The following is a 19,480-nucleotide window of genomic DNA, read 5'->3' as shown; positions in this document are numbered from 1 at the left end:
TTTGCCGGGTTTCTACCCTTTTGCCGGGCTGGCGGGAGCCCCCGGCATCACTCCATCGAGGATGCGGGATGGTGGCCGTCCTCGGGTACCGGCCGGTCCGGGCGGTGGCGGGCGAAGGCGTCGACCTCGCCCCAGCGGCCGGGAATGTCCAGCAGCGCGATCCGGTCGAAGGCGGGTGGCAACGCGGGGTTCACGGCGAGATGGTCCTCGTGCGGTTCCAGGCCGAGCATGGTCCGGATGAGCAGCGGGCACGCACCGCTGGACCAGGCCTGCGGACTGCCGGCGGTCGGATACCGCACCGGGTAGCGGGTGACGTGGCGCTCGAATCCGCCGAAGGCTTCGGGGAGCCGGCCCTGGAAGTAGGTGGCGGCGTCGACGATGCCCTCGACGATGCGGCCGGCCTCGGTGGCGAAGCCGTAACGGCGCAGGCCCCAGGCGATGAACGAGTTGTCGAACGGCCAGACCGTGCCGTTGTGGTAGCCGAGCGGGTTGTAGCGGCCCTGCCCCTCGGCGAGGGTCCGCACGCCCCAGCCGGAGAAGAGCGCCGGGCCCATCAGGTGCCCGGCGACCTGCGTGGCCCGGTCCGGCGGCACGATGCCGCTCCACAGCAGATGCCCGATGTTGGACGACAGGCTGTCGACGGGGGTGCCGTCGTGGTCGAGGGCGAGGGCGTAGTAGCCGCGGTCGTCGAGCCAGAAGTCCCGGTTGAAGCGCTCGTACAGTGCCGCCGCCTCGCGTTCCAACCGGTCGGCGTACGCGGGGTCGCCCCAGAACGTACGGGCCAGCCGGGCCGCGCGGATCTTGGCGTCGTACGCGTACCCCTGCACCTCACAGGTGGCCCGGGGGAAGCCCGGCAGCCTGCCGTCGGCGTACGAGATGCTGTCCCAGGAGTCCTTCCAGCACTGGTTCTCCAGGCCGGTGACCTGGTTGCGCCGCTTGTACCAGACGTAGCCGGTGGAGGTCAGGTCCGCGTAGTCGTCGATCCACGCGATGGCCGCCCGGGCCTCCTGCTCCAGTTCCCGCACCAGCGCCGCGTCGCCGCTCCACCGCTCGTACTCGTCGAGCAGCACCACGAACAGCGGCGACGCGTCCACGGTCCCGTAGTACGGGGAGTGCGGCTGCTCCTCGAACGCGGACGACTCGCCGTAGCGCAGCTCGTGCAGGATCCGGCCCGGGTCCTCCTCCAGCAGGTGGTCGGTCCGGGCGCCCTGGAGCGAGGCGAGGATCCGCAGTGTCGGCGGGGTCAACGACGGGGTGACAGGCAGGGTCTGCAGGCAGGTCAGCAGGCTGTCCCGGCCGAACAGGGTCATGAACCACGGCAACCCGGCCGCGGGCACGCTCGCCCCGCCGAGCGAGAGCGGAGCGAAGCGGAGCGCCGCCAGGTCCACCAGGCTGCGGTGGTACACCTCCCGTAGGGCGGCGTGCTCGGTGTCCAGCTTCGGCGCCGCCGCGACCCAGGTCCGTACGCTCTCCGGCAGGGTGCTGTCGTCCGGGCGCAGCGCCCGGATCGGGGCGCGGAAGTCGACGCCGTCGGGACGCAGCGCCCGCATGACCACCCGCAGATCCGTGGACCACCGGCCGCCGGACCGCAGCCGGGGGGTGAACCGGAGACCGCCCGGATCGAAGGCGGCCGGCTCGCTCGCCGAGACGGAGGCCTCCCGCCGGAACGTGCCGCGCCGGTAGCCCAGGCGCAGTTCGCCGGGACCGACGTGGGTGTAGTGACTGCCGGCCTTCTCGCGGACGTCGAACTTGATGTCGAAGATGTCGGCGAAGTCGGCCGCCACCTCCCACCGCACGTCGAGTTCGATCTCCTCGTCGCCGTAGTTGAAGATCGTCAGCGACTCGACCAGATCCGGCCCGATCCGCCGCCGCCGGATCGCCGACACGTCAGCCTGCACGTAGTCGACCTGCCCGCCCGGCACCACGAAGAAGGCCACCTCGTAGTACTGGCTGTCGTCGACCGACAGCGCGGTCAGCCGTTCCCCGTTGATGGTGAGCACCCACCGCGACAGGAAACGGGTGTCGGCGGCGAACAACCCGACCGGAGTGGCCGCCGACGCCGCCACGTCGCCGCTGGTGTCCGAGACGATGAAGGTGTTGCCGTCGATGCACGACACGGTGCCCGCGATGTCCCTCATCGATCACTTCCGCGCTCGGAGGGGACCCGCCGCACACCGGATGACGCCGGGAACAGCCGGCCGATCCGCAACGCCAGGGCAAGATCCCCGTCGACCAGGATCTCGCCCCGGGCGATCCCGGCCAGACCGTTCATCTCGCCCCGCGTCATCGCCTCCGCGACCTCGGAGGACACCGTGATCACCGTCCCCGCGGGTCCCTCGTCCCGCGTCACCCGCAGGCGTCCGTGATCGATGTCGAGCAACCACCGCTCCACGTGGTCGCCGTCGCGGACGTCGAACCGGACTCTGCCGCGTACCTTGCACAGCCGTGGATCGTGGCCCACGTCCGCCAACCGTTCGAAGAACGCACCGGTCGCCGTCATACGGCCTCCCAAGCCACTGATGGAGCGCCCCCGACTACCCACCGCAGGGAGGCCCTAACGTCCCCGGGGCGACTTCGACACCGCCGAACCCCACCAGGTGGGACAGCCGCTCACTCCTCGGTCACGACCGCCGCGATGGCGGCGTGGGGTCGAAGCGTGCCTTCGCCGGGCCGCCGCAGCCGCTCGATCTCCGCGAAGCCGGCGCGTGCCAGTCGCGCGGAGAACTCGTCGACGGGCCAGCGATAGGCGGTCACGACCTTGTGGTCGAAGGCCGCGACCTCGGCGCCGTCGAAGATGCCCAGCACCAGCGTTCCGCCCGGGGCCGTCGCCCGCCGGAACCCGGCGAGCACGCCGTCGAGATCCTGCGGCGGTAGGTGGATCGTCGAGTACCAGGCCAGGATGCCGGCGATGGAGTGGTCGGCGACGCCGAGGTCCGTCATCGACCCGAGCCGGTATCTCCCGCCCGGGTGGGCCGCCTGCGCGTGGGCGATGAACTCGGGAACCAGGTCGATTCCCGTCGCGTCGACGCCCAGCGAGCGGAGGTGATCGGTGAGGTGGCCGGGCCCGCAGCCCAGATCGAGTACCGGGCCGGGCCGGGCCGCCAGATGCCGCCCGATGAAGGCCAGGTCGTCGGCGTGCACCTGCTCCCTCGTACCGAACAGCCCGATGTAGAGCTCCGCTACGGACGCGTACGCCTGCCGGACCTGCGCCAGATTCACCGCGCGACTGTATGAGCCGGCGGACAGACGGAACAACCCCGAGGCGTACGCGGGCAGCACGCCCGCCCCGGGCGGCGCCCGCGTCCGACTGTCCGCGTACGGGAAGGTGCCGGCCTCCGGCCGGTCAGGCCGCCACCTGCGCGCCTACGGGTCGGACCGGGTGACGGGCGGCGGCGACTGGCCCGCGAGCCGGGCGCGGCGTCGCCACCGGTGGTGGCGCCAGGCGGCCACGGCCACCGCCACCGCCACGAGCAGCGCGGCGAGCCCCTTACAGGCACGCTCGAACCACGATCGGTTGTCGCCGAACGCCGCGTCGCCGGCCGCCATCAGCCACAAGCCCACCCAGGCCCACTGCCAGCCGCGTGGACGGGAGAACTCGCCGGGCGGGCTGGAGAGGGCGACGAGCACCGCGGCGGCGACTCCGACGACGACGACCAGCGGAAATCCGAAACGCCACCCGGCCTCCCACAGCGACACGGACCGATCATGGCACTCCGTACCCGTGAGCCACCAGATCCGTTCATCCGTCAGGGCGCGGCGGGCTGTGTGGCGTCGTCACGCTACGGATGCCGGCTCGGTGGGGCGTGGCGTGAAGAAGCGGACGATGTCGTCGGCCGCGGTGGGGGACAACATCATTGCCTGGACTCGTGCGGACATCTCGGCGACGGGGTGGATCCTGGCGAACATCGCCTCCTCGTACGCCCGGATCGCCGGGTCGGGGTCGGTGGGGTTGTCGGCGAGTTCGGCGGCGAGTTCGGCGGCGTCGAGCATGGCCTGGTTGGCGCCCTCACCGACCGGCGGCATGAGGTGCGCGGCGTCACCGAGGAGGGTGATGCCCGGTTGGTGGGTCCAGCGGGTACCGGTGGGCATCGCCTCGATCCTGCGTGGGGTCGGCGGGTTGTCGCCGGCTTCGACGAGTGCGGTGAGGCCGGGGTCCCAGCCGTCGAACATGTCCAGCAGAGCGCGCTTGCTGCGGTAGGTGTCCAGGTGGCGATCGTCCGCGCGTAGGGAGATCCCGACCCGGATGCTGCCGTCGCCGAGGCGTTGTGCCGCCAGGATCTGGTTCACGCCGATGCACCAGAGGTTTCCGGGGCCGACCAGCTCGGCGAGATCCGGATGGCGCCGGTCGGCGTCGCTGATGCTCAGCTCGACAAGAGTGGCCACGTGGGACAGTGGCGCGTCGGTCAGCAGCGATCGGACGACCGAGCGGGCGCCGTCCGCGCCGACGAGGACGTCGCAGTCGGCGCGGTGGCCACCATCGAACGTCAGCCCGAACCCTCCGTCGGGTCGTGGCGTCACCGCGACGAGCCGGTGCTGCCAGGCCACCGCGTCGCCGGGGAGCGAGTCGAGCAGAAGATCACGCAGTGCGGCACGGTCGATCTCGGGGCGTCCGGAGAACGAGCCGGGTTGTGGTTTGTGGTGCACGAGGGTGCGTCCGGCCGGGTCGAGGATGCGGTGTTCCTCGCCCTCCGGCCGTGCCTCGGAGCGGAATCGGCCGGCGAGGCCCGCATCGGCCAGGGCCCGTTGCCCGGACTCCGGGTGCAGGTCGAGCGATCCGCCCTGTGCTCGCGCGGATCGGCTCGCCTCGCGTTCGTACACCACCGCGCCGATGCCGTGCCGGTGCAGGATCCGGGCCAACGTCAGGCCGCGAGGCCGCCGCCGGCTATCGCAATTCGCATCAATCAGCTCCGTTACCGTACGCTGTACCTCATGGATACGCCGTACGGTAGCGCGCCGCTGCCCGTCTGGGAACGGCCCGAGCCGCAACCGCGGGCGGCACCGGTGCCGCTGAGCCGCGCGAAGATCGCCGCCGCCGCCATCCGGCTCGCCGACGCGCACGGCCTCGACGGGCTGTCGGTACGCAAGATCGCCAAAGAACTCGGGGTCGGCCCGATGCGGCTCTACGACTACGTGCTCAACAGATCAGAGCTGCTGGACCTGATGGTCGACGCCGTGTACGCCGAGATCGCCGGGGCCGGTCAGCACTCCGGGTGGCGAGCCACGGTGCTGGCCATCGTGCACCGGACCCGCGCCGCCGCCCTTGCTCACGAGTGGTTCGCCGACCTGCTCGGCGCAAGGCCACACCTGGGACCTCACGCGCTCGCCGTCGGCGAATCGACTGCGGCGGCGCTCAGCCAGGCCCCTGGCGTGCGAGGTATCGACGATCTCCAGCGGGCCCTGGGCGCCCTCAACGCGTTCATCGTCGGCGCACTTCGCAGGGAGATCACCGAGCGACGCACCGCCCGCTCGACCGGCACCGACATGTCCGCCTGGCAGACCGCCCTCGGGCCCTACCTGACACGCATGCTCGACACAGGCCGCTACCCCACCGTCGCCCGGCTCGTCGTCGACGGCGCCCACCTCAACGCCGAGGAGACCTTCCATCACAACCTGGTCACCATCCTGGACGGCATCACCAACCGCGCCGCGCGACAGGGGGCGGCCTGACACCGGGCCGCCTGCCCCGTGCGCCGCGGGGCCGAGGGGTGAACTGGATCCGCTCGGCCGCCCAGGTCGGTCAGTCGACCACGCCCCGGCCCCGCACCAGCGGCAGGAATATCTCGTCGACGATCTCGACCAGGACCTCGTCGGGCACAGCCGGAACGCCGCGCAGGGCGTACTCGCCACGCAGCAGCATCATCGGAAGCGCCGCAACCCGCGGATGCACCGCCTCCGGGGGCGCCTCGCCGCGGGCCACCGCCCGGCTCAGCAGGGTGAACCAGGCTGCGTTCATCGCGCCGCCGCCGGCCTTCTCGCGCAGCAGCGACAGCAGCTCCGGCTCGTCGACGGCCGCCGCCAGGAGGTCGCGCAGGATCGCCCCGCGGGGTGAAGACCAGGTCGCGTTGGCCCGCCGCAGCAGTTCCAACGCGTCGCCCCGGAGGCTGCCGGTGTCCGGCGCCGGGATGCGGGCGTCGGCCAGGTGCTTGTAGGCGGCGATGCCGAGCGCGGCGCGCTGCGGCCAGCGCCGGTAGATCGCGTTCTTGTTCGTGCCCGCACGTCGGGCGACCTTGTCCATGGTCATGCCGGCGTAGCCGGAGGCGGTCAGTTCCTCGGCGGCCGCGCGCAGGATCGCCTGCTCCAGCTCCGCACCCCGCCGCCGCCCCACCGCCACGGTACGCATCGTACGCTCACTAGCGTAAGGTACTGCCCGTACCTTGAAGGAGGCAGCATTGCGCGCTTGGGGCGTCACCTACGACACCGGCTTCACCAACAGGGGGACCACCACCCACGAACCCTTCGACCCCGACATCGTCGCGAAGGACATGCGGATCATCCGCGACGACCTGCACGCCGACGCCGTCCGGATCACCGGCGGGGTCGCCGACCGCCTGGAGATCGCCGCCCGGCACGCGGTCGCCGCCGGCCTGGAGGTCTGGTACTGCCCGTTCACGAACGACCTGACCACTGACCAGTTACTGGCATTCCTGCTGGACGCCGCCGAGCGCGCCGAGCGGATCCGCCGCGAAGGGGCGAACATCCGGTTCCTCACCGGCTCCGAGATCAGCATGATGACGATCGGGCTCATGCCCGGCGACACCCTCACCGAGCGGGCGGCGGTCCTCGCCGACCCGGCGCGGGTCCGCGAGGTCCTCCCGGGTGTGCAGCGGGAGACCAACGCGCTCCTGGCCCGGGCCGCCGCGGGCGCCCGCGAGCGGTTCGGCGGCCTCATAGGGTACGCATCGCTCCCTACGGAGGCGGTCGACTGGGCGCCGTTCGACTTCATCGCGACCGACGCCGGCTACCGCGACGCCAGCAACGCCGCCGCCCTACCCGCGAACCTCGCCGCCATGACCTCCCAAGGCAAGCCGTTCGCCGTCACCGAGTTCGGCTGCGCGCCCTTCACCGGAGCCGCGGACCGGGGCAGCCGCAGCGACATCATCGGGTACGACGAGGACACCGCGCAGGCCGTCCGACTCACCGAGACCGTCGAGCGCGACGAACCCGAACAGGCCGCCTACCTGCGCGATCTCCTCGACGTCTACGACGCCGGCGGTGTGGACACCGCGTTCGTCCACACCTTCGCCACCCGGCAGCTACCCACCTCCGAGGACCCCGCGCGGGACTTCGACCTGGGCAGCTTCGGGATCGTGAAAGTCCTCCCAGCCGGCCGCACCGGGACCGCGTACCCAGGAATGCCGTGGGAGCCCAAGGCCGCCTTCCACGCTCTGGCCGAGTACGGCCGCGCCCGGACGAGCACGCCCGCGGACCTGACGCGTGCGAAGCTCGCGTCCCCTCTCACGACCGACCCGTAGCGGCGAGGACCACATGGGCAGCGACGGAACGACAGTGCTGTGGCACCCGATGGGGCAGCAGGAGTGCGACCTCGTCCGCGAGACAGGTTGGCGCAGGTGGCCGCCGCCCCCGCCAGACCGCCTGTACTTCCTTCCGATCCTCAGGGAGGACTTCGCGATCAGGGCTGCCCGAGAATGGGACCTCGTCGGGTCGGTGCGCTACGTGGCTCGCTTCCACGTCGAAACGGGCTTCCTGGCCCGTTATTCGACTCGATCCTTCGGCGGGTCCGCTGCTCCGATGCTGTGGGTCCCGGCCGAGGAACTCGACGAGCTCAACGCGCACATCGTCGGCCCGATCGAGGTAACCCACGAGTTCCAATAGCCGGCTACCGACACAGAATGATCCCGACGACATGCGGCCGGTTGGGCTCGACGACGCGCCGAAGTTGACCAAGGAACGCTATCTACGCCGAACATAGAGACAGCTCAGAGCCTTGATCGGGGCTCTGAGCTGGTGGGCGACGGACGAGTCGACCTGTACGCCGGATTAAGATCACTGCAACCCTCTGACCAGGGGTGGAATCTAGCTATAGACGCTGTGGACCGTCATCAAGCCGTTCCGCTACTTCCCCTCTGCGTCGAACAAGAACGGCCTTGGAAGAGGGGGCCAGGGGCCGTTGACGGCCGTCGGGCAGTAGTACGAGACCGTTCAAGGGCCGGCTTTAAGGCTCAAAGGGTGCCTAGATCCGATCGCCAGTCTCAAAGTCGATCGCGTCCGTTCCTCGATGCTGGGCACACACCGCCACACCTCGATTGGTCCTGACGCACCGGTTGTTCGGCGCTCCAGCAACCCTCGCCCGGCATTGGTAGAGAGGGCCCGACTGGCCGTTGACGGCCGGGGGGGGTAGGAGAAGGAGACGGTTCGGAGGCCGGTTTGAGGCTCAAAGGGTGCCTGGATCCGATCGCCAGTCTCAAAGTCGATCGCGTCTGTTCCTCGATGCTGGGCACACACCGCCACACCTCGATTGGTCCTGACGCACCGGTTGTTCGGCGCTCCAGCAACCCTCGCCCGGCATTGGTAGAGGAGGCCCGACTGGTTGACACCTGAAGTGAGTTGGTGGCTGGTCTGCGAGGACGCGGTCGAGGGCCGGACGCGGAACACCTTCTGGGTGTCCGGTGCCCTACTCAACAGCGCAGCCAGGTGGGCACCGGTCGGCTTTCCTCCCAGCACCGGAAGAGTGGGACAGTCCCCGATAACCAGATCCATCATGGGAACTTCGCCAACTGCCAACAAGTCCGGCACCGTGTACGGGTGAACGTACGCCGCGATGTACAGAGCGGCGACCGCGTACGTTCCCGGTGGAACGTAGAACAGGTACCGGCCGCCAAGTCGGACCCGCGTTGACCATGTCGGCGCATCATCGGCGATACCTCGCGGGCCGCCACGCATCAAGACCAGCACACTTGGCGCGCGAGTCCGGTCGTAGGGAACCTTCGTGCCGAGCTGCAGTTTGAAGCTGGCTCCTGTGCCATCCCAGGTGCCATGGGCAGGCCCGAGCAGGCCAAGCCTTACTTCCGTCGGCCTGAACCATCGCCCAGGATCGACGATCTCGATGGCCGAGGTCGCCAACTGCGCACCTGCGGCCAGTGCTTCCAGAACCACCTGCGTCTCCCCGGACTCTCGGTCGGTCTGCGATATCCATCCTGGCAGATGACCGCCACGGTGCGGGGACGGACGGTAGCCCGTCCACGCCCTGAGCCCCAGCCGCCCGCGCTACAGATCCCAATCTTTCGGACACCGCCCTAGGATCTGCATCGACGGCAGCATCGGCTCAATGATCTCCCACTCCGCATCGGGTCAAGTTAGACGGATACCGCCGCACTCGATCCATGCCCGCCTACCAATTAGACCCGGCTCACCGACCGGGCCCACTGCGCGACACCCCGACTGCCATATATCCCAAACGCGCTCTTACTGCACGATGAAGAGATCGTCGATGGCCCGCCGGGTGCGTTCCTCGCTGGCCGGCATCAGGTGGGTGTAGACCCGCAGCGTAAAGCCGGGGTCGGAGTGCCCGAGGTACGAAGCGAGGGCCTTGATGCTCTCCCCCGCGTCGAGCAGCGCCGAGGCGTAGAAGTGACGCAGCGCGTGCATCCCGGTCGCCCGGGTCGGGATGATGCCGGCCGCCTCGACCGCCGGGCGCCAGCTCTTGCCGTCGAAGGTGGCCCGCTTGATCGCACCCCGCCGGGTGGTGGTGAAGATCAGCGGCACCGTCACCCGCTCATCGCTGAACGGGTCTTCCCACGGCAGAGTGATCGAGAGCGGGTCGTATTTCTTACCGTGCTCCTTGAGTGACTGTGCCACCGAACTGAACAGCGGCACGCGGCGATCCCGGTCATTCTTGGGCAGGCCGAGAACCAGCCGAGAGCGGACCACCTTGACTTGCCGAACGACGTGGACGGAACCCGACGCGAAGTCGACGTCATCGACGCCGAGCCCGAAGATCTCCCCCTGTCGCATCCCGCAGCCGGCACCCAGGTCGACCATCGGGCGGTACCGCTCAGCGAGACCACCGCGGATTGCCGAAACCACTGTCGAACAACTCGGCCGCCTCCGTCCACGCCTACCTGAGCGCCCGCCGGCTCACCTCGTACGTGCACCCGGTCATCGGCCGCCCCGAGGCCGCGCCGGAGCGGATGAAGCCGGACCCGTTCCCTGTGCTCGCAGCCGTACGGGAGCTGGGCGCGGAGCCGGCGGAATGCGTCCTCGTGGGTGACTCCGTCAGCGACATCGAGGCTGCCCATGCCGCCGGAGTCGCCGCCATCGGATACGCCAACAAGCCCGGCAAGCGCGAGCGGTTCGCCGCCGCTGATGTCGTCATCGACAGCATGGCCGAACTGGTGACCGCCTTCGCCGTCGACGAGCTGTAGCACCACCACACCGCACACGAGCGCCCCGGGAGATCATCACCGGGGCGTTTCTCGTGTCGTCAGGCCACCCGACGCGGGTCGCGGTGGAGGCGCCCTGGAGCTAGTCCAGGTCCCCACGCTTGGCCGCGATCCACGCCTCAACGTCTTCGGCAAGCCAGACGTTGCCCATCTGGAGCGTGGCTACGGGCTCAGGGAAGTCGCGCCGGTTGGTGATCTGGTAGACGCGCTGACGCGAGACGCCACCGAGCATGGTCCGGATCTCACCCGAACCCACCAACCGCAGCTTCCTGCCCATAACGCTGACGCTAGGCACCTGCCGACTAGGCGTGAGTCAAGTTGACGGACACCTAGCTAGCGGAGGAACTAGTCACTTACCCTTTACGCATGACTAGGTTCAAGTGGTTCCAACGCCCCGACCAACCTGTCGACTACGTAGCCGGTGAGCCAGCCCCATCCAGGTACGGCTGGGAGCCGCAGAGATGGACTGGTCGCGCCGCCGTCCCCGCACCAGAGCCTCCCTTGATGACCAAGGCAGGACTCTGGCGCTCCAGGAATGCCGCGACGCGCTTCGACCAGAGGTAGGCCATGTCGATCCCGCAGCAGCGACCAGAGCCCCCGTTCCTCGTCCTGATGGCCGGCAACGTCGTCGACTTCCACAACCGCGCCACCTGCTCGCAGTGCTCGGGCGATGGATGCCCACGCCTGACAGAGGCCGGCGAGACCCTACGCGCCTGGCGAGACCGGAAGAAGAGCCGACGTGAAGGCCGGTGACGTGCTGCATCTGACGCGCGCAGCAAGCCCTCAGTTCATACGGCCGATCTTCTTCCGCCTCATCAAGGTCCGCGCGGACCTACACACCTACGACGGCTGGACATGGCTTGACGGCTACCAACTCAACGACAAGGGCGATGCCGTCAACCGAAGAGAGCTGTACGTATTCGAGGCAGGAATACGGGTGATGCACACGCCTCCCACATCACGGCAGCGACCGAAAAGAAGCGACCGACCGGCGGATCGGAAAGATCGGTTGGATGATCCAAACTAGTGCTGCCCCACAACTTTCGAAGGTGCACATTTCGCGCCCGCTAACCTGTCGGCACACCTCAAGTATCGGCAGATCAGCCGTCCAACCTATCGATTCGCCACATAAATAGTTACTGCCATGACTATGATGGCAAGCGTTAGCGCAACCCCAAATCCCGCGATCATTCCATTCTTGAACGACCAGATTGATTCTTCCTGATCGAGATCGTGAGCTTGCGACGCGAACGCTAAAGCCTCAGCAGATTTACTCATCGCAGCAGCCGTGCGGTCCCATTCCTGAGCGCTAGCTCTTGTTGAGCGAAGGACGGCGGATGCATCGCTTAACTGTCCCACCGCACGCTCAATCCGCTTCGCTGCACTATTGATGTCATCCGCAGTTCTACTGAACTTGTGGGCGACGTCCTCGTTGATACTTCGCCCTGCCTGTAACAGCCAATGGGCAGTGTCCTCGTTAATTCCTCGCCCGCCCTCGCGAATCCAATGGGCAGTGTCTTCATTGATTCCCCGTCCGCCTTCATGGATCCAGCGCGCAACGTCTTCATTGATGTTTCGGGAGACTCCTGCAAGATCTCGCGCGACTTCCGGTGAGATCAGCCCGTCGTCGAGAGCTTTGGCAAGCATGGCGGCCACATGAGGGGCGTCAGTTGCAACCCTCTCAAGCGCTTCCGCCGTCTTTTTGTCCATCGCTTCGACGTTTCCAAAGACGTGGCCGCCTACAAAGAACCCACTTCCATGGTTATGCTGCTCCACGTGTCGCCCTTGCGGAGAAATGGTCACTGAGACCCTCCAGCAAGGGGAGCATTGATCCCTCCATATATATTTCCACCAATGAACGTGCCAGCACCATGATTGTGTTGAGATCCAACATTGATCGTTCCATTCGCAACGGGCGCAGCTGCCATCATGTTGACCTCGCCCCGCAACTCAGGGTGCTTCGCAAGCAGTGACGCAAGAAGGACGGTCCAACGAGCCTTAACGTCGGACTCGGACGCAGCACCTTGCACTAAGGCTAGGCTGTCTTTTTCGAGCGCCCGCAGGCTAGCGGAAGCCTCGTCCGCCGACCTGTCGCGGAACACCTTGGACACCCAATCGCGTAGAGCGTCCGCCCGACCATTGAGCATGTATGCGACGATATTGCCAGCTGCTCCGACGACGATCGCTGCCGTTGCTTCGTCAAGCACAGGTAGATCCCTTCGGGCCATAAATGGTCGAAATTACAATTCCTCGGCCAAAGCCATCAGCCAACCTCCGCAGTTGCTGACTGTAGGTGATGGGTGCGACAGTCTCCCCATAGACCTGGTGCCGCGTCCGGTATGCGACAGAGGTCTTGTCATCTCGTCGGGGCACCAAGTGCCGACGTGGAAGCGCGATGGGATGTTCTGTCTAGTCCCACCACATGCTTGACGGATCCGTCCCAGGACATGCTTGTCAGTTGACCTAGATAGTTGGTACTGCCTTGCGGGGTCGTTGTCGTAGCCGAGACGAGAGAAGATTTCGTGATGGGTGTCGATCCCGCGTTGAAGGTTGCTCTGCACCAGCTCCGCGCCGTGCGGTCGCAGCGGCCGGCTGATGCTGCTGGTCCCTGCGTGTTCGCCGGTTGGCGGGATGGCATGGCTGATGTCCTGGATGCGCTGGCCGAGGTCTTGCCCTTCGAGGAGGACCGAGTCCGTGCTCGGATGGAAGCAGACGCTGCTCGTGTCGAGGCAGCAGAGCTGCGTGCATCGGCCAGAACGTCGCATGACAGTTGATTTAGACATTGAGGGTGACCTTGCGGGGCCGGCTTGCTTTCAGGTTCCGGACGGGCTGGTCGGTGGTGCGTCGGACGGTGCGGATGCCGTCGTCGCAGGCGATGGCCAGTTCGGTGGCGGTGACGTCGATGGTGACGGTCTTGCCGGCGTGGACGCGGCCGAGGGCGACCTTCTGCCCGACGACCATGACGACGCCGCTGTTGGAGGCTCGGCGTTGGACCTGCACGGGTCCGGTCGCGGGTTGTGGGGGTGGTCCGGCGGGTCGGGCGCCGCGCAGCCGGGCCACTTCGGCAGGGGTGAGCGGGTTGGATCGGGTGCGTAGCAGCTGCCGTGTGTCGAGGTCGAAGAAGCTCAGCGTCTTGTCGTCGACGCGGATGCCGACGCGTCGGCCGCCGAGGATTTCGGCGGCCAGGACGATGTGTTGTCCCAGGGACACGTGGCCGCCGCGGCTGATGGTCCGGTCGACCTCGACCGCTTCACCCGGTGGCGCTGGCGGCAGAGGCGGTTCACCAGCTGGCCGCCCACCTTGCCGGAGCAGGCCGGCGAGGTCAGCGACGGACAGGTGTGAACGCACGGACTTGATCCGGGCGCCCGGCGATGAGCAGGTGGATGACGTCGGTGTCGGCCCAGAACGTCACCGTCACGCCGGAGCGGGCCGGGCCGAGCCAGAACTGCTTTCCCGCCACCTGCAGGTTTCCCGACGGTGGCACGACCCGCTCGAACTCCACGGCCCCCGGCACCACCGGCATCGGCGCCGGGACCGGCGGCGAGGCGAGGGTCTGGTCGACCGGCTCGGTGAGCCGGGCAGGTAGCTTCACCGGCACCACCTGCTCCGCAGCGAGGACGGGGGTGAATCGGTCGGCCGGGAAGGCCATGTCCAGGGACTGGTGCGGCCGGTCGGTGTTGTATTCGTGCCGGAAGACGTCCACGGCCGCCTGGACAGTGTCCAGGTCGGGCCAGACAGGCACCTCGTCGAGGAGTTCCCGGCGCAGGGTCTGGTGGAACCGTTCCACCTTCCCGGTGGTGGTCGGGGAGGCGGGTCGGGTGAGCCGGTGGATGATGCCGTTCTCTCGGCAGATCCGGTCGAACATCACCTCTCCGCCCTTGCCGAACCGGTCGGTGAACTGCTTGCCGTTGTCGGTCAGCACTTCCTCCGGCACCCCGAACCGTTGTAGTGCGTCGGCGAAGGCGAGGCAGATAGCCCGGCCGGTAGCCCGCCTGACGACTTGGGCGATGACGCAGAACCGCGAATGGTCATCGACCCCGGTGACCACCTTGGCCTCGGCGCCGTCGGCGAGCATGATCCCGCCGACGATGTCCATCTGCCACAATTCCATCGGCCGAGCCCGCTGCCACCGCACATAGTCCTTACGGCTCCGACGCCTTTTGGCCGGTTCGATCAGGCCGTGGCGAACCAGGATCCGATACACCGTCATCCGCGACGGCACCGGCTCTGCACAGCCATGCCGACCCAACTCGAACGCGATCCGACGCGACCCCCACCGCGGATGTTGCCGGCGCAGCTCACACACCAACGCCTCCACCTCCGCCGACGCCTGATGCGCACATCCCCGCGGCCGGCGCGACCGGTCCTCCAGACCCGCCAGCCCCACCTCGGCATACCGCGCAAGCCAGGAATGAACCGTCTGCCGCGACACCCCGATCCGGGCCGCCACCTCCACCACCGGGTCTCCGGCCTGCACCGCCAACACCGCCCGATACCGCTGCTCCACGATCGACAACTCCACCAGCGCCAATCCCGGCCTCCCACCCCGCGATGCCCGCAACCATCACGCGATGAAGAAGCCGGATAATGATCATGTCAAGCATCTGGTGGGACGCGAGGGTCAAGCATGTCCCGTGACAGGACAGCGCGATGGGATGTTCTGTCTAGTCCCACCACATGATTGACGGATGCGTCCCACCTGATGCTTGACGGTTGGTCTAGACATTGAGGGTGACCTTGCGGGGTCGGCTGGCTTTCAGGTTCCGGACGGGGTGGTCGGTGGTGCGGCGGACGGTGCGGGTGCCGTCGTCGCAGTGGATGGCCAGGTCGGTGTCGGTGACGTCGATGGTGACGGTCTTGTGGGCGTGGACCCGGCCGAGGGCGATCTTCTGACCGACGACCATGACGACGCCGCTGTTGGAGGCCCGCCGCTGCACTCGGACTGGTCCGGTGGCCGGTTGGGGTGGCGGTCCGGCGGGGCGGGCGCTGCGTAGCCGGGCCACCTGCGCGGGGGTCAACGGGTTGGGGCGGGTGCGCAGCAGCTCGCGGGTGTCCAGGTCGAAGAAGGCCAGGGTGTGTTCCTCGATGCGGACCCCGACGCGGCGGCCGGCGAGGATCTCGGCGGCCAGGACCATGTGCTGGCCCAAAGAGACACAGCCGTTGGCGCCAACGGTACGGTCGACTTCCACCGGCCCGGACGTCTGGCCTGTCGGCACCGATGGCAGGGGTGGTGGTCCGGCAGGTCGGCCGCCGGCACGGTGCAGGGCAGCCAGGTCGTTGACCGACAGGTGTGATCGCACGGACTTGATGCGGGTGCCCGCGATCAGCAGGTGGATGATGTCGGTGTCGGCCCAGAACGTCACCGTCACCCCGGACCGGATGGGTCCGAGCCAGAACTGTTTCCCGCAGACTTGCAAGTTGCCCGACGCGGGAACGACCCGCTCAAACTCCACCGCCCCCGACACCACCGAGACCGCAACGGGCACGGGGACGCAGACCGGAGGTGAGATGAGGGCCTGGTCGATCGATGCGGTGAGGCGGGCGGGCAGCTTCACCGGCACCGCCTGCTGCCCGGCGAGGGCAGGAACGAACCGGTCGGCGGGGAAGGCCATGTCCAGGGACTGGTGCGGCCGGTCGGTGTTGTACTCGTCGCGGAACACGTCGATTGCGGCTTGGGCGGTGTCCAGGTCCGGCCAGACCGGCACGTCGTCGAGGAGTTCCCGGCGCAGGGTCTGGTGGAACCGTTCTACCTTCCCCGTCGTGGTCGGCGACGCCGGCTGCGTCAACCGATGGACGATGCCGTTCTCCCGGCAGATCCGGTCGAACATCACCTCCCCGCCCTTGCCGAACCGGTCGGTGAACTGCTTGCCGTTGTCGGTCAGCACCTCCTCAGGCACCCCGAACCGCCGCAGCCCGTCAGCGAAGGCCAGACAGACCGCCCGGCCAGTGGCCCTCCGGACCACCTGGGCAATGACACAGAACCGGGAATGGTCATCCACCCCAGTGACGACCTTCGCCTCACTGCCGTCAGCGAGGAACACCCCGCCGACGATGTCCATCTGCCACAACTCCATCGGCCGAGCCCGTTCCCACCGGCGGTAGTCCTTGCGCCCCCGCCGCCGCGCCACCGGCTCGATCAACCCGTGACGGACCAGGATCCGATACACCGTCATCCGCGAGGGCACAGGATCAGGACAGCCATGCCGGCCGGCCTCGAAAGCGATCCGACGGGCACCCCACCGCGGATGATGCCGACGCAGCTCACACACCAACGCCTCCACCTCCGGCGACGCCTGATGAGCACACCCCCGCGGCCGACGAGAACGATCCTCCAACCCCGCCAGACCCGCTTCGGCATACCGGACCAGCCACGAATGAACCGTCTGACGGGACACCCCGAACCGGGCGGCCACCTCCACCACCGGATCCCCGGCCTGCACCGCCAACACCGCCCGATACCTCTGCTCGACGATCGACAACTCCACCAGCGCCAATCCCGGCCTCCCACCACGCGATGCCCGCAAACACCACGCGATGAAGAACCCAGCTATTGATCATGTCAAGCATCTGGTGGGACGCGACTGTCAAGCATCTCCCGTGACGGGACACGCGATGGGATGTTCAGCCTGCCGAATTGATCTTTCTTGAATCAAGGCACCGCGCTCCGCGCGGTGCGGGGCGGCAAGCCCGGCCGGCGGCAAGCCGCCCCGGCCGCCTACGGCGCCGGGGCGGTGAGCCACCGACAGCCGCCGGGACACCGCCCCATCGCAGGCAGAAACCAGCCTCAGAGAGGCCGTGACGGAAGCCAGCGGCTCGACCTGGTCGCGTGGTCGGGGCTTCCGGCTGCCGCGCCAGTCCAAACCCGGGACTGGCTTGCCACCGTGTCACCAGGTCGCGGTAGCAGCTCCACCGCCAGGACGTGCCCAGCCCTCACCTACCGCCGCCGACAACGCACAAGAGCCCCCGCCAAGCCGCCCCGGAAGCCCTCAGCACGCCAGGACGAGGGCGGTCCACTGATCCCCCGCTCAGGCCGTCCCAGGCCGTGGCCAGGCCGTCAAACGCCACCCAACGATGACCAAGGTCAACCAACGACACCAGATAAACGACCAGCTCAGAGCCTTGATCACGGCTCTGAGCTGGTGGGCGACGGACGAGTCGACCTGTACGCCGGATTCTGTGACCGGCGCGCGCCCCGAGGGGCTCGCGTCGGCGGCGGCCATCCATCTAGGCCTGCCGTCGCCGGCAGGCTCGAGCGGCCTACCCGCAGACATCGGGCGGGCCGCCCTCAAGCGTCTGCGCGGGTCGTCATCGTTGCTGATGACGGCCCTTTCTTGGCCTTGCTCCGGGTGGGGTTTACCGAGCCACCCCGGTCACCCGGGGTGCTGGTGGGCTCTTACCCCACCGTTTCACCCTTACCGTCCCCGATGGGGTCGGCGGTCTGTTTTCTGTGGCACTGTCCCGCGGGTCGCCCCGGGTTGCCGTTAGCAACCACCCTGCCCTGTGGAGTCCGGACGTTCCTCGGCGGCGGGCCGGAGCCCGCCGACGCGACCGCCCGGTCGACTCGTCCGTCGCGCACCCATCCTAACGACGTCACGGCTGCGTCTATTGCCACCCCGGGTCGACCGGCGACCGTCCCGCCGGGGGCGGGGTACTAGCCTCTGGTGACCATGGAGGTCTCCGACGCCGCGCTGCTGATCGCCGCCGGTCTCGCCGCGGGCACGGTCAATGCGGTGGCCGGCGGGGGGTCGCTCATCACCTTCCCGGCGATGATCGCGGTGGGCCTGCCGCCGGTGCCGGCCAACGTGAGCAATTCGGTGGCGGTCTTCCCGGGGTACGTGGCGAGCGTGGCGGGCAGCCGGCAGGACCTGCCGCCCCGGCGGACGGTGGCCGCGCTGGTGCCCACCACCATCGTCGGCACGATCGCCGGCGCCCTGCTGCTGCTGGCCACCCCGGCGCGGGCGTTCGAGTTGGTGGTGCCCTTCCTGGTGCTCGGGGCGACGGCGGTGCTGGCGTTCCAGGATCCGCTGCGCCGGCTGGTCGGGCATCCGCGCGACCTGTCGCCGCGCCGCCGTACGGTCACCTTGCAGACCATGGTCGCTGTCGGCGCGGTGTACGGCGGCTACTTCGGCGCGGCGCTCGGGGTGATGCTGGTCGCCGGCCTGGCCCTGGTGCTGGACGCGACGCTGGCCCGGGTGAGCGCGCTCAAGAACCTGCTCTCCGCCCTGGTCGGGCTGACGACGCTCGTGGTGTTCGCGCTGTTCGGACCGGTGAACTGGGCGGCCGTGGCGGTGGTCGCGCCGGCGACGCTGGTCGGCGGGTACGTCGGCGCGCGGCTGGTGCGCCGGCTGCCGCCGGTGGTGCTCAAGGTGCTGATCGTGGTCTTCGGCACGGTCATCGGCCTGTACCTGCTCTGGCGCGCCCTGAACTGAGCCCCGGCGGCAGGTACTCGGCCGGGCAGGTTGGCCGGGCTAGTGGTCGTTGAGGGTGAAGAAGAGCGTCCCGTGTTCGACGTCCAGGAAGGCGGCCCGCCACCGCGTGGACGGCTTCCCCTCGTCGTACGAGCGGCTGTGCAGCCACCGGGGCGCGGGCGGCAGATACGGCGCGAGAGCGGGCCACGCGTCCGCCGGGCCGGGTTGGGGAGTTCCGGCCGGGCCGGCGGGCGCGTACGGCACGAAGTCGTACCGCTGCGCCAGTGTCCGCGCGTCCTCCGCGCGCAGCCGGACCACGCCCTGGTAGGCCCAGTCCGTCGGGCCGGGCGCGCGGCCGCACGGCTCGCCCGACGCGCGCAGCTGCCAGTGGATCTCCGGGTAGTCGCCGAGGTCCGGCAGATCGCCGGGCGGATCCCACCGGTCGGTGCGGACCTTCGCCTCCGCGGCGCGCACCGACTCCTGGCACGTACGCGCCTCGTCCCGGTCGTCGCCGACGACCAGGATCGCGGCCCCCACGCACCCGCCGACCAGCAGCAGCGCGGTGGCGCCGCCGAGGAGGGCGACCAGCACCGGCACGCGTCTCTTCATGGTCGTCAGCGTACGAAGCGCGTCCACCCGCGCCGCACCCGGACAACCGCGTCGCCCCCGGCC

General features: G+C 68.6%; 19 protein-coding genes, 1 other RNA gene and 1 pseudogene. 7 read left to right on the top strand and 14 right to left on the bottom strand.

All coding sequences use genetic code 11. From position 1 onward, the window contains the following. Positions 1-47 precede the first annotated feature (47 nt). The 5 genes from ACGFIG_RS12035 to ACGFIG_RS12015 form a co-directional block, all read right to left on the bottom strand. Positions 48-2,138 carry a glycogen debranching N-terminal domain-containing protein gene (locus ACGFIG_RS12035; RefSeq protein ID WP_393001912.1) on the bottom strand — a complete coding sequence of 697 codons (2,091 nt, stop codon included), beginning with the start codon at positions 2,136-2,138 and terminating at the stop codon, positions 48-50. Further along, the gene (locus ACGFIG_RS12030; protein ID WP_393001910.1) at positions 2,135-2,500 is read right to left on the bottom strand and encodes an SCP2 sterol-binding domain-containing protein; all 366 of its coding nucleotides are present in this window, start codon (positions 2,498-2,500) and stop codon (positions 2,135-2,137) included. Before ACGFIG_RS12030 ends, ACGFIG_RS12035 begins: the two co-directional genes overlap by 4 nt. 110 nt (positions 2,501-2,610) lie before the next feature. After that, entirely contained in the window at positions 2,611-3,219 is a 609-nt protein-coding gene (locus tag ACGFIG_RS12025) for a class I SAM-dependent DNA methyltransferase (protein WP_393001908.1), read from the bottom strand. 144 nt (positions 3,220-3,363) lie between these two features. Further along, positions 3,364-3,696, bottom strand: a complete 333-nt coding sequence (locus tag ACGFIG_RS12020; RefSeq protein WP_393001906.1) for a hypothetical protein — start codon at positions 3,694-3,696, stop codon at positions 3,364-3,366. A 78-nt stretch (positions 3,697-3,774) separates the two neighbouring features. Continuing rightward, entirely contained in the window at positions 3,775-4,857 is a 1,083-nt protein-coding gene (locus ACGFIG_RS12015) for an FAD-dependent oxidoreductase (protein WP_393001904.1), read from the bottom strand. A gap of 72 nt (positions 4,858-4,929) precedes the next feature. Here ACGFIG_RS12015 and ACGFIG_RS12010 point away from each other — a divergent pair, with 72 nt between their 5' ends. After that, positions 4,930-5,667 carry a TetR/AcrR family transcriptional regulator C-terminal domain-containing protein gene (locus ACGFIG_RS12010; protein ID WP_393001902.1) on the top strand — a complete coding sequence of 246 codons (738 nt, stop codon included), beginning with the start codon at positions 4,930-4,932 and terminating at the stop codon, positions 5,665-5,667. A 70-nt stretch (positions 5,668-5,737) separates the two neighbouring features. On the opposite strand, the gene ACGFIG_RS12005 is transcribed toward ACGFIG_RS12010, so the two are convergent. Further along, a complete protein-coding gene (locus tag ACGFIG_RS12005; protein WP_393001900.1) occupies positions 5,738-6,340 on the bottom strand; it encodes a TetR/AcrR family transcriptional regulator in 603 nt (200 codons plus the stop codon). Between the two features lie 49 nt (positions 6,341-6,389). On the opposite strand from ACGFIG_RS12005, the gene ACGFIG_RS12000 reads away from it, so the two are divergent. Both ACGFIG_RS12000 and ACGFIG_RS11995 read left to right on the top strand, forming a co-directional pair. Next, on the top strand, positions 6,390-7,472 hold the full coding sequence (locus ACGFIG_RS12000) for a hypothetical protein (protein WP_393001898.1): 1,083 nt from the start codon (positions 6,390-6,392) through the stop codon (positions 7,470-7,472). A 13-nt stretch (positions 7,473-7,485) separates the two neighbouring features. Next, complete coding sequence (locus tag ACGFIG_RS11995) at positions 7,486-7,833, top strand: ADP-ribosylation/crystallin J1 (RefSeq protein WP_393001896.1); 348 nt, start codon at positions 7,486-7,488, stop codon at positions 7,831-7,833. 1,590 nt (positions 7,834-9,423) lie between these two features. On the opposite strand, the gene ACGFIG_RS11990 is transcribed toward ACGFIG_RS11995, so the two are convergent. Continuing rightward, the gene (locus ACGFIG_RS11990) at positions 9,424-9,999 is read right to left on the bottom strand and encodes a tyrosine-type recombinase/integrase (RefSeq protein ID WP_393001894.1); all 576 of its coding nucleotides are present in this window, start codon (positions 9,997-9,999) and stop codon (positions 9,424-9,426) included. A gap of 32 nt (positions 10,000-10,031) precedes the next feature. Between ACGFIG_RS11990 and ACGFIG_RS11985 the strand changes: the two genes are divergently transcribed. Further along, a complete protein-coding gene (locus ACGFIG_RS11985; protein WP_393001892.1) occupies positions 10,032-10,382 on the top strand; it encodes an HAD family hydrolase in 351 nt (116 codons plus the stop codon). 100 nt (positions 10,383-10,482) lie between these two features. Here the strand turns inward: ACGFIG_RS11985 and ACGFIG_RS11980 are convergent, their stop codons facing one another. Beyond that, positions 10,483-10,677 (bottom strand): AlpA family phage regulatory protein, encoded by a 195-nt coding sequence (locus ACGFIG_RS11980; protein WP_244164556.1) that lies wholly within the window; start codon positions 10,675-10,677, stop codon positions 10,483-10,485. A gap of 462 nt (positions 10,678-11,139) precedes the next feature. Here ACGFIG_RS11980 and ACGFIG_RS11975 point away from each other — a divergent pair, with 462 nt between their 5' ends. Then, complete coding sequence (locus ACGFIG_RS11975) at positions 11,140-11,427, top strand: hypothetical protein (RefSeq protein WP_393001890.1); 288 nt, start codon at positions 11,140-11,142, stop codon at positions 11,425-11,427. 86 nt (positions 11,428-11,513) lie between these two features. On the opposite strand, the gene ACGFIG_RS11970 is transcribed toward ACGFIG_RS11975, so the two are convergent. Both ACGFIG_RS11970 and ACGFIG_RS11965 read right to left on the bottom strand, forming a co-directional pair. Continuing rightward, positions 11,514-12,203 carry a hypothetical protein gene (locus ACGFIG_RS11970; RefSeq protein ID WP_393001888.1) on the bottom strand — a complete coding sequence of 230 codons (690 nt, stop codon included), beginning with the start codon at positions 12,201-12,203 and terminating at the stop codon, positions 11,514-11,516. Next, entirely contained in the window at positions 12,200-12,607 is a 408-nt protein-coding gene (locus ACGFIG_RS11965) for a hypothetical protein (RefSeq protein WP_393001886.1), read from the bottom strand. The genes ACGFIG_RS11970 and ACGFIG_RS11965 overlap by 4 nt, the downstream gene beginning before the upstream one ends. Before the next feature lie 318 nt (positions 12,608-12,925). On the opposite strand from ACGFIG_RS11965, the gene ACGFIG_RS11960 reads away from it, so the two are divergent. Further along, positions 12,926-13,174 carry a hypothetical protein gene (locus ACGFIG_RS11960; RefSeq protein ID WP_393001884.1) on the top strand — a complete coding sequence of 83 codons (249 nt, stop codon included), beginning with the start codon at positions 12,926-12,928 and terminating at the stop codon, positions 13,172-13,174. A 1-nt stretch (position 13,175) separates the two neighbouring features. On the opposite strand, the pseudogene ACGFIG_RS11955 reads toward ACGFIG_RS11960, so the two are convergent. From ACGFIG_RS11955 to rnpB, 3 genes and pseudogenes are all read right to left on the bottom strand, one after another. Further along, positions 13,176-14,916, bottom strand: a pseudogene (locus tag ACGFIG_RS11955) (IS481 family transposase). Positions 14,917-15,118: 202 nt separating this feature from the next. Continuing rightward, positions 15,119-16,879, bottom strand: a complete 1,761-nt coding sequence (locus tag ACGFIG_RS11950) for an IS481 family transposase (RefSeq protein ID WP_393002889.1) — start codon at positions 16,877-16,879, stop codon at positions 15,119-15,121. Positions 16,880-17,547: 668 nt separating this feature from the next. Continuing rightward, an RNA gene (rnpB, locus tag ACGFIG_RS11945) (RNase P RNA component class A) lies at positions 17,548-17,964 on the bottom strand. Between the two features lie 103 nt (positions 17,965-18,067). Here rnpB and ACGFIG_RS11940 point away from each other — a divergent pair. Continuing rightward, positions 18,068-18,829, top strand: a complete 762-nt coding sequence (locus ACGFIG_RS11940) for a sulfite exporter TauE/SafE family protein (protein ID WP_393001882.1) — start codon at positions 18,068-18,070, stop codon at positions 18,827-18,829. A 39-nt stretch (positions 18,830-18,868) separates the two neighbouring features. Here the strand turns inward: ACGFIG_RS11940 and ACGFIG_RS11935 are convergent, their stop codons facing one another. Further along, complete coding sequence (locus ACGFIG_RS11935) at positions 18,869-19,417, bottom strand: hypothetical protein (RefSeq protein ID WP_393001880.1); 549 nt, start codon at positions 19,415-19,417, stop codon at positions 18,869-18,871. Positions 19,418-19,480: the final 63 nt, after the last annotated feature.

The sequence above is a fragment of the Micromonospora sp. NPDC049048 genome, assembly GCF_043197615.1.
In the GTDB taxonomy this organism is placed as follows: domain Bacteria; phylum Actinomycetota; class Actinomycetes; order Mycobacteriales; family Micromonosporaceae; genus Micromonospora.
This window is presented reverse-complemented; position numbering and strand designations above follow the sequence as displayed.